This window comes from Allomesorhizobium camelthorni, from assembly GCF_011045125.1.
Taxonomy (GTDB): domain Bacteria; phylum Pseudomonadota; class Alphaproteobacteria; order Rhizobiales; family Rhizobiaceae; genus Allomesorhizobium; species Allomesorhizobium camelthorni.
The window spans coordinates 1-9,679 of sequence record NZ_JAAKZF010000128.1 but is presented as its reverse complement, the minus strand read 5'-3'; the positions used below and the strand labels follow the sequence as shown (position 1 = coordinate 9,679).

Below are 9,679 nucleotides of genomic sequence, written 5' to 3'. Positions count from 1 at the left end.
GTCTCAATTGAACAGGAACCCAAGGTTCTTCAGCCAACATTTAGTCGCGGTAGAGCAGCCTGGTAGCTCGCCAGCCTCAAAAGCTGGAGGCCGCGGGTTCGAATCCTGCCCGCGCAACCATATCAGGTCGGCAATTCGGCTAATGTGTTCTCGATCGCGGCGATGTTGAGCTCAAGATCGGCCACGCGCTGAATCGTGCTGAGGCTTGGCAGCGTCGTAGATTCCGCGGCAGCGAAGAGCAGCCACTGCTGTTCGTCTTTGAGCCGCTTCATGAGTGCTGATAGTTGTTCGCGCATATAGGTCCCCATTGCCACGGCGTGCCTATATGCCACCGTCGCGCCGGTTGTCCATTGCCAGGCTCTCTCCTTGATCAGTTGGCCCGGCCACCCCTCGACTGTACCATGTCGAGGAACTGCTGCAGGCTCTCGACCATCGATTGGACGCCTTCCTCGTTGATGGCAAACTCGAAGGTCAGTTCGCCTGTCTGAAGGGTGAGAAAGGCAACCATGGTCCCGCCATCTTCGGACATGGCCATATCGAGGGCGAAGCCGGTGACCAGCATAGGGGTATCGCTCATCGTGGTTCCTTTCGGCCCAGGCGGCGGGCTAGGCACTGGCTGCGATGGGCGCATGGCTTGGCCTTTTAGTCGACTGGCGTGCCGTGCGTCTGCTCCCATACGGCATCGTTCTGAAGGGCGATGTATGCGCCTCGAAGGCCGCGTTTTCGAACTTCAGATAGTGCCTTTGTCAAAGCTTGCTCGGTGCGGCTAGCTCTTCTTAAGGCACGTCTAGGGTTTGGTTCGTTCGACCAGAAGAGCGGTACAGGAACCGGTCCCGTAGCTGCTAGTTTGACACGCCTTTGAGCGCTCGGAGTTAGAATAGCACGTCCCCAACCCCGGCACGGGTTGCGAGGAGGTGGACACGCCATTGATTTCAAGCCGTCCCCGCTTCCTGAACGAGCACCGCTTTTACTCCCGATGCCCACAGAAAATACGTTACCTCTTTGGCCGTCTGGCTGACATGACTCACAATGCATCGCTCGTCATCGGTTACAGCGAAACTTTGCACCATCACGCACCTTACGGATGCAGCAAGATAGCCTTGGGAAAGGCTACTGCTCAAGGAAAGCGCGCGACATGCTGTCGGTGATCGGCTTGGCGAGATAGGAGAAGAAGGTGCGCTCGGCGGTCTGGATCATGATTTCGACGGGCATGCCCGGCGTCGGCGCAAATCCGGGTACCCTCGACAATTCGCTGACCGGAAGATTGACGCGGGCCAGATAGACTTCCCGCTTCGCATCGCCAGCGGGATCGGGCAGAGCGTCCGCGGAAACGTAGTAGACTTCTCCATTCAGCACCGGGGTCGTGCGCAAATTGAGCGCTGTCAGCCGGACCGTGGCTTTTTGCCCGATCCTGACATTGTCGATCTCGGTACGCGGAACCTGCGTTTCGATGATGAGCGGCACATCGGCGGGAAGGATTTCCATTATGCTCTTTCCGCTTTCTATGACGCCGCCGGAAGTATGGTAGTACATCCGCACGACGGTGCCCGAAACCGGCGCGTGAAGAGTCGTTCGGCCAAGCACGTTTTCCGCCTCGCGCGACTGTTGCCTGACGCTGTCGAGTTCGGCCTCGACGCTTTGCAGTTCGTCGAGCGCGGCCTGTTTGTAGGCGGCGAAGGTCTGCTCCATCTGCTGGTGGTGTTTTTCGATCTGGGCGCCGGTTTCGGACACTTCCGCGGTGAGCTTGCCCATCTGCCCCTCCGCATCGGCCATGGCCCGCTGTATGGCCTTGATCTCGGTCTTGCGCAGAAGCCCTTTTTCCTCAAGGATTTTCTTTCCCTCGTATTCTTCCTGAAGAAAGGCGAGTTGGCGTCCCATGGACTCCAGTTCCCGCTGATAGCCGTTCGCCCGGAACTCGAGCGCCTTGATGTTTTGCGTCAGCAGCCCGATTTCACTGTCGAGCTTGCTCCGCGACGCCTGGAAATTGAGCTCCTGGCTGGCCATTATCGCGGCCACGTCGTCGTCCTTCCGGTTCTTGAGAATAACTTCGGGAAACTTGACCTCGGTCAGTCCCGCGGCTTCCGCCGACAAGCGCGCCACGATGCCCTCGAGCCGGACGCGGCGCAAGAAGAACTGACGTTCGTTGACCCGCGCCGCAGTCTCGTCAAGCTTGACCAAAGGCTGGTTGACCTCCACGTAGTCGCCCTCGCTGACCAGCAGTTCGCTGATCAGGCCGCCTTCAAGATGCTGCACGATCTTATTCTGGCCGGTCGCCACGAAGCTGCCTTGCGCTATCACCGCCGCGGCCAGCGGCGCCGTCATGGCCCACACCCCGAACCCGCCGAAGCTCAGCCCGAGCAGGACAAGTCCGGCAACCGTTTGCTTCAGGATGGAGCGGGGAACATCCGAATACCATTCGGCGTCATGATGTGTGGCGACAGCGCTCATCTTTCACCCGTTCGGTTTCATTGCATCGACAGGGGGCCGCTGGCCCCGGGCGGCGCCATGCCCCGCGCCGCCAGCGCCTGCAGGACTTCCTGGCGTTGACCGAACATGGATACGGTTCCGTTGGTAAGCAGGAGGATCTTGTCGACGCTCCGCAAAAGCGCGGGTCTCTGCGTAATTGTGATGACGGTTATCTTTTCGCGCTTGGCATGAGCCAGGGCGCGGGCGAGCGCGGCGTCGCCGGCGCTGTCCAGATTGGAGTTCGGCTCGTCGAGGATGACCATCCGCGGATTGCCGAAGAACGCGCGGGCAAGCGCGATGCGCTGCTTTTGGCCGCCCGACAGGGGGGCACCATCGCCCGCGACGAAGGTTTCATAGCCTTGCGGGAAAGTGGCGATCATCTCATGGACATCGGCAAGCATCGCGGCCTGATAAATGTCGGCGTCGCTCGCGTCGTCGCGCATGCGCGCGATATTGGCCTTGATGGTTGCCGGGAACAGCTGCACATCCTGGGGAAGGTAGCCGATGTTTTCGCCGAACTGCCGCTGATCCCAGTTGCGCAGGTCCATCAGGTCGAGGCGCACATTTCCCGAGGTCGGCAGGATCGAGCCAACGAGCATCTTTCCCAGCGTGGTCTTGCCGGCGCCCGAATTGCCGATGACCGCCAAGGAATCGCCGGGCGAGAGCGAGAAGGTGATCCCGTTCAGCACCACCCGCTTCGTCCCCTGAGGCACGAACAGCAATCGCTCTACATCGAGCCTGCCTTCCGGGCGCGGCAGGTTCAGGCGTTCGAAATTGAGCGGCGACGACTGAAGCAGCGCCGCGATACGCCCATAGGCGGCTCGCGACTGCACCACCTGGTTCCAGCCTTCGATGGCGCCTTCGATGGGCGCAAGGGCGCGGCCGGCGATGATCGAGGCGGCGATCACCATGCCGCCGGTGATTTCGCCTTCGATGGCCAGATAAGCGCCCCAGCCCAGCATGGCCACCTGTGTCAAAAGCCGCGTAGCTTTCGACGTGGCAGCCGAAACGATATTGCGGTCCTGAGCGATAACTTGGGCCTTGAGCGATCCGGCGGTATCCCTCCCCCAGATTTTCACCGCCTCGGGGATCATGGCCAGTGCGTTGATGATTTGCGAATTACGCGACATTGAATCGAGGTGAAGGTTCGCCTTGCTTTGATGGACATTGGCCTCGCCAAAGGGCGCGGCTGTCGCTGTCTGGTTGATCCTGGCGATCACCAGCAGGGCGAGAGCTGAGCCGACAACGATGAAGCCCAGATGCGGATGCACCAGAAACACCGCCAGGATGAAGAACGGCGCCATCGGCGCGTCGAGAACCGCCAGCAATGTCCCCGACACCAGGAACGAACGAAGCTGTTGAAGATCACCGAGCGTCTGGTATTCGCGGCCGTTGCTGTGAAGCGAGGCTCGAGCCGCCGCGCTCAGGATCGGGGTGCCGAGCTGGGCGGCGACCTCGACGGCTGTTCGCATGAGGATGAATCGTCGAATGGCGTCGAGCATGGCCTGGAGCAGGACCGCCCCCACGATGACGACAGTCAGCATGATCAACGTGTCGAGCGACCGGCTGGTCAGCACGCGATCGGAAATCTGGAAGAGATAGATCGGGATCGCGAGCACCAGGATATTGGAGGCGACGGTAAAGATCATCACGACAAGCAGGTTCGACTTGACCGCGCGCAGTCCCGCCTGGAGGTTCTGGGCGAAGTTGATCGGGCCCAACCGCCGGTGGAATTGTCCGCCGCCGCTTCCACCTCCACCACCACCGCCGCCATTGTTCGCGTTGTTCACACCGCCACCGTTGGGCGATCGGTTTTCCACCTTGATCGGCTCGCGATCGCCCTCGATCGTCAATCCGCCTGGCGCCGCGGGGGTGATTTTTGCTTCCGGAGCGTCCCGTTGGCGAGGCTCCACGCGATCCGTGACCGGGGCAGAAGCGACAGGTTGCGCCATTTCGTCAGGCAGGGATTGGGCGGGCGGCAGGCTCTCCATCTCGGCGCGTGGCAGCGCCGGCGCCGCCTCTGAACCCTGCGCGTCTGGAGCCGTCGCCTTGCCGGACGCCGCCTCACCGATTTCGCCCGACGCCATTAGATCGGTTCGGGCGGCCGCCTCGACGGCCACCTGTTGTTCGGGCAGCGGGCCTTCGAGACGCAAGTGCTCGATCGCCGGCGCCTCCGGTTCCACCACCGCGCTGTCCGCCTTAGCGGCTTCGGTCCAGTCGGCCTCAGCAAGGCTGACTTCGGTCGTTGGCATCGCGACCTCCGACACTTTTTCGGCGCGTTCTGATGGCTCGGCCGGCCGCACTCCGGTTTGCTCGATCGTGCTTACGTCTGCCCCGGCCTTTGCAGTCTCGGTTTTGGGATTCTCCGGTTCGCCGTTTTTGCCTCGATGCTCCAGTTTCGGACTTGCCGTTGCCTCGGACACAATCGGCTGCTCGAGCGGCGGGCTGCTGGGGTGGCGCTCCTCACCGCGCGCCTCAGCAGACAGTTCGCCGGCGGAGGATGCCGGGCCGGCTGAACCAGCCCCGGCGTCTTCGTGCAGCTGGCTGATCACGCGTTCCAGCGCGGCCGCGGAGCGGTCGACGACTTTGCCCTGTTCGTCAAGCATCTGCGCAAGCCCGCTCACCGGATCCATTTCTGCCGATCTGGTAAAGCCACGCTCGCCTTTTTGGTCAACGAAAGGTCGCCAGGTGCTGGCACGATCAATCTTCATATTATTTCCTCGGTGGTTTCGCACTCACGCAAGCATCGTCTGCATGAGGTCCGCGTGCGAAGCATCGTGACTGGGCTGAAGGACGGACGCGGTATGGTCGTCGCCTGGACCTGCGATATCGTCATCAAGGAAGGCGATCGCCTCATTGACCAGAGCGTCGGGGTCCTTGCCGCCCAGATCGGGATTTGCGGAGACGAATTCCGCCTGGATCAGGATCTCGTCGGAGTAATGGTTCGCGCCGACATAGGTCTTTCCGGTCAAATCGACGTCGACAATTTGGGCGGCGTTGATCAGCGCATTGGAGCCGGTCGATATGGCCCAGTTGGCATTTGGGAAGCTGTCGTCGATGCCGTTGAGCGCCATCGCTACCTGGTCGGAATCGCCCAGGATGTTCGTCTGCTTGACGTATTGCAGATCGAAAATGCTTCCGGAGACGTAGAGGACCTTGAGACCCGCCAGACCTTCAAAGGCTGGGTCGCGCAGAATATCACTGGGCAGGTCATTGCGGCCGGCCCCGAAATTTTCCGCCGCTTGCTTGTAATGCGCCGGTAGGGCTGCGAAACCGCCCGTCCCGCCGACGGTGACGATCTCGGCATGATTCCAAAGCAGATTTCCGCTGGTGGACAGCGATGCCTCACCAGTCGTCCCGAAACCTTTGACTCCGCCAACCAGGTCGTTGTCGAGAAGCACGTTCATCTGATGGATGAAGTTGCCGTCGTAAATGTTTCCGCCAACAATGATAAGGTCGTAGTACAACCCCAATTCGGCGAGCGAGACGTCGTTGAGCGTCGTGTTGCCGCCGGTCGTTACCATGGTGGTGACGCCTGAGGAGGACAGGACATGAATGTCGTTGTCGGTCACGAAACTGAACTGTTCGATCCAGTTCATCGAGATCAGGTCGCCGTCTATCTTCGTGACGGCCCAATGCTTGGGGAAATCACCTGCTGATACGCCGTCGCCTGGCACTCCTTTTCCCGCTGCCGGATCAACCCGCGCGAACATCGCAATGTTGAATGCCTTGGTTGCTTCGGCGGGATCGAACTTCCAGCCGCTGACACTGGAGCCGATGGCGTCGCTATCGCTCCAGGCATTGACCTGCACGATGGCGTTGATCTCCACGCAATCCCCGACGGCCGCCATGACTGCGCCGCCCAGCCAGCTGTTGGTGAGGACCGCGGAATTGACCATCGTGTTGGAGCCGGCCACCAGATCGACGGACGCTTCCGTTTCTACGGCCCCGGTCCCACTCACGGAATCGACCGGATCGGGCTCGTTCGCCTCGTCTTCTTCCTCATCGGGAAGGTGATCTGCCAGTATGGGGAGTTCCGTTGCAGGCGTTCCGTTGACGAACGAACCTTCGATCACCTCCTGCGACACAACGAAAGCGTCGTCATCTGCCTCATCGTATCCTTTCGCGAAGGTCGTCAGGGCCGGTCCGGCTTGAAGGAGGAAGTCCTCGATTTCCTCGACGGAGCCCGGCGCGTCCAGGTTGGCGAATGGCGCATGCCGCGCCGCACCGTGCAGAAGCGCCGCCATCTCGGCGCCGTGATCGGTGGTCGGACTGAATTTCAAACCATGCCCGCCTGCGCCAACATAGTCGTTGTCGGAAAGCCTGATCTCCTGATTGATGCGAACGGCGATCGAGCCCGGCGGCTCGATCTGCAGTCCAGGGTGGTGCGAAGACGCGCCGCCGCGAAGGCCTAGAAGGCCTATTCCTGGAATAAGAGCAGCCTGATTGCCGGGAAATGCCGCCGCCAGTTCAGGAATCTGGGGAGGCCTGTAGTCGACGTTGGACCATGCGGTCTCCGGGACCAGGCCAGGCACGAGCGGCTGGTAGAGCAGGCCCGGATCCATGCCAATGAGATCGTACGGAGCGCGGCCCTCGACCGTGACGTTGATGAGATCAGGCTGCTCGCGCTCCAGGGCGCGCTGCGCCTGAAACTCATCGTAGTCCTTGCGTAAACGCGCTTCCTCGATGGCAATTCCAAAAAGTCCGATGAAATGGGCGATGGTTTCGGTGATCTTATCCATAAGCACGGGGATCGCCTCCTTCTTGACTTCAGGCCCGCCCAGGCCTGGTTAGCTTTTGCCCCTTTCGGAAATCTGCGCGGGGATGATCCCCGCGCAGATCCAGATTGAAGTCCGCGAAAGCGGAGGACTGTGCTTAAACGTCTTCGCCGGTGAACGTGCTGGTGAGATCGCCACCGACCACGGTCATGTCGATCGTGTTGCCCTGCAGGTTGGCGCCCATCACGATACTCTGGTTGAAGGCGGTCAGATCGATCGCCGCTTCGGCGTGAGCTTCGGAAATACCGTTGACGATGCCGTCATCGCCGTTTCCGGAGCCCCACTGTCCGCCAGCACCGCCGGCGCCGCCGAAACCAGTCGTCGCGATGCCGCCATTGCCGCCATTGCCGCCGTCGCCGCCGAAGGCGAAGCCGCCAATCGCGCCGCCGCCGTTTCCGTCGCCGCCCAGGGCAGCGCTCAACGCGTTGCCGCCGGTGCCTGCACCGCCCGTGGCGTCGCCGCCGTTGGCCGCGCCGACCGTGGCCGCGCCGCCAGCACCGCCGTCGCCGCCAATGCCTGCGCCAAGGCCGATACCGGTACCGACGCCGACGCCTAGGCCAGCGCCGAGGCCGCCATCAGCATCGCCGCTCGAGCCACCGGCTCCACCAGCGCCGCCGCTGCCTGCGCCACCAGCGCCACCAGTGCCGGTTCCGCCTGCGCCACCCGTGCCTGCGCCGGCATCGCCGCCAGGCCCGTTGCCGCCTGCGCCGCCTGCGCCACCTGCGCCGCCCGCCGCCGCGCCTACGGCCAACGCCGCGGCATCAGCCGACGAAAGGATGGGGATAACGGGAACGGCCGCGGCCACCGCGATCGCGCCGGCATCGCCGCCTGCGCCACCGGTTCCACCGGCTCCGCCGGTGCCGTCGCCTGCATCGCCGGCTGTTCCTGAGCCGCCTGCACCGCCTGTTCCGTCGCCACCTGCTCCGCCTGAGCCTGCGCCGCCTGCTCCGCCAGCGCCGCCGTCACCGGTCGTGCCGCCATCGCCGCCAGTGCCGACGCCAACGCCGAGACCGCCAAGTCCGACGCCGAGGCCGGTGCCTGAGCCGCCGGCTGCTCCGGCGCCGCCCGTGGCGCTACCGCCAGTAGCCGCACCACCAGCCGCCAAACCGCCGACGCCAATGCCGCCGAGCGCTGCACTGTTGGCCGCGCCGCCGATACCCTGGCCGCCGATGCCCTGGCCACCCGTGGCGTTGCCGCCGGCAGCTCCGTCGCCGCCGTTTGCCTTGGCGTAGCCGCCGCCGCCGCCGCCGCCGCCGGCATCGATGCCTTCGTCAGCGTAAGCTACGCCGCCATTGGCGTCGCCATTCTGGTTGAAGTCGGCGTTGTTTTGGACCCAGGCGCTTTCGAGCGTATCATTGTCTTCGAGGTCGGCGACCTGGTTCTGGATGAACGCGCTGTCGTTTCCGGCTCCGTTCAGGGCTCCGTTCAGGATGTCGTCAAAGCTGATGTCGTCACCGGGATTGTAGTGGATCTCGCCGTCGCGATTGACGAACAGATTGCCGACCGACGAATTGTCGTAGACGTCGATGTCGGCGAAGTCGTCGTCGGATGGCTGCCAGCCTTCCAGGTTCAGGCCCACACTCACGTCGACAGTCGTCGTGGATGTGTTGGTGTTGGAATTGGCGTTGGCGTTGGCGTTGGAATTCGCATTGCCATTCAGGTTCAGGTTGCCGTTACCATTGGCGTTGCCGTTGGCGTTTCCGTTGGCGTTGCCGTTGTAAGACACGCTTTCCTGATACTGATCCTGGCCCTGACCCTGGTCCTGTGCTTGGCCCTGACCCTGACCCTGCCCTTGACCCTGACCCTGAAGCTGAGCCTCCAACTGGGCTTGCCCCTGGAGCTGAGCCTCGAACTGTGCCTGATCCTGCTCCTGATCCTGGCTATTGGGGTCCCACGGCAACCCGATGATACCCTGCTGCTGTTTGCTAGACATTACACTTGTCCTCTAGTTTGTGCCGCAGCCAGCTAACCACCATTCATCTGTTACGGGGTTTTGTGCTGCCAACGGACGGTTGAGATTGACTGCTATGCTAGTTCCATTGCCGGTACATGCCGTTGGATCCCGGTACCCTGGAGCAGCCGGATTCCAACTCTGGGCGCGAACGGAGGCGTGCGGTCCCATTCCACACATTGACACACGGCGCCGTACGCCTCCGTCTGAGCTACACACGCGGTATAAGCAGTACCGCTATCCCCCGGAGCAGCTCAGCCCGCGCCCAGGCCAAAACTGTGTGCCTGACGGGTCCGATTGAATAGCTGTCAATTCGAGCTACTCGTTCTAAGTCCTTTGGGGCCCGCTCTTGCTGGCGAGGTTACGGGTTTCGGCTGCGGGAGCGCCTGCCTTTCGGGCTATGCGATGAAGCGATCACGCCGGCCGGTGAAGCAAAGGTCGCCGTCCGATTGCAGACCCGGTTGGCGGGAGTGACGCCTCAAAC

Annotated in this window: 6 protein-coding genes; all 6 read right to left on the bottom strand. The window is 62.4% G+C overall.

The window, feature by feature from the left end; all coding sequences use genetic code 11:
- Nucleotides 1-122: 122 nt before the first annotated feature.
- Nucleotides 123-296 (bottom strand): hypothetical protein, encoded by a 174-nt coding sequence (locus G6N73_RS32855; RefSeq protein WP_165034100.1) that lies wholly within the window; start codon nucleotides 294-296, stop codon nucleotides 123-125.
- A 74-nt stretch (nucleotides 297-370) separates the two neighbouring features.
- Nucleotides 371-577, bottom strand: coding sequence for a hypothetical protein (locus G6N73_RS32850; RefSeq protein ID WP_165034099.1), 207 nt, complete (start codon nucleotides 575-577; stop codon nucleotides 371-373).
- A gap of 533 nt (nucleotides 578-1,110) precedes the next feature.
- On the bottom strand, nucleotides 1,111-2,448 hold the full coding sequence (locus tag G6N73_RS32845) for an HlyD family type I secretion periplasmic adaptor subunit (RefSeq protein WP_165034098.1): 1,338 nt from the start codon (nucleotides 2,446-2,448) through the stop codon (nucleotides 1,111-1,113).
- A gap of 17 nt (nucleotides 2,449-2,465) precedes the next feature.
- Nucleotides 2,466-4,718, bottom strand: a complete 2,253-nt coding sequence (locus G6N73_RS32840) for a type I secretion system permease/ATPase (RefSeq protein WP_165034101.1) — start codon at nucleotides 4,716-4,718, stop codon at nucleotides 2,466-2,468.
- A 483-nt stretch (nucleotides 4,719-5,201) separates the two neighbouring features.
- Nucleotides 5,202-7,214, bottom strand: coding sequence for a type I secretion protein (locus tag G6N73_RS32835; protein WP_165034097.1), 2,013 nt, complete (start codon nucleotides 7,212-7,214; stop codon nucleotides 5,202-5,204).
- A gap of 127 nt (nucleotides 7,215-7,341) precedes the next feature.
- A complete protein-coding gene (locus G6N73_RS32830; RefSeq protein WP_165034096.1) occupies nucleotides 7,342-9,177 on the bottom strand; it encodes a hypothetical protein in 1,836 nt (611 codons plus the stop codon).
- Nucleotides 9,178-9,679 lie beyond the last annotated feature (502 nt).

Coding starts and splice junctions, on each gene's coding strand:
- G6N73_RS32855 (WP_165034100.1), bottom strand. CDS start 296: ATGCGCGAACAACTATCAGCACTCATGAAGCGGCTCAAAGACGAACAG.
- G6N73_RS32850 (WP_165034099.1), bottom strand. CDS start 577: ATGAGCGATACCCCTATGCTGGTCACCGGCTTCGCCCTCGATATGGCC.
- G6N73_RS32845 (WP_165034098.1), bottom strand. CDS start 2,448: ATGAGCGCTGTCGCCACACATCATGACGCCGAATGGTATTCGGATGTT.
- G6N73_RS32840 (WP_165034101.1), bottom strand. CDS start 4,718: ATGCCAACGACCGAAGTCAGCCTTGCTGAGGCCGACTGGACCGAAGCC.
- G6N73_RS32830 (WP_165034096.1), bottom strand. CDS start 9,177: ATGTCTAGCAAACAGCAGCAGGGTATCATCGGGTTGCCGTGGGACCCC.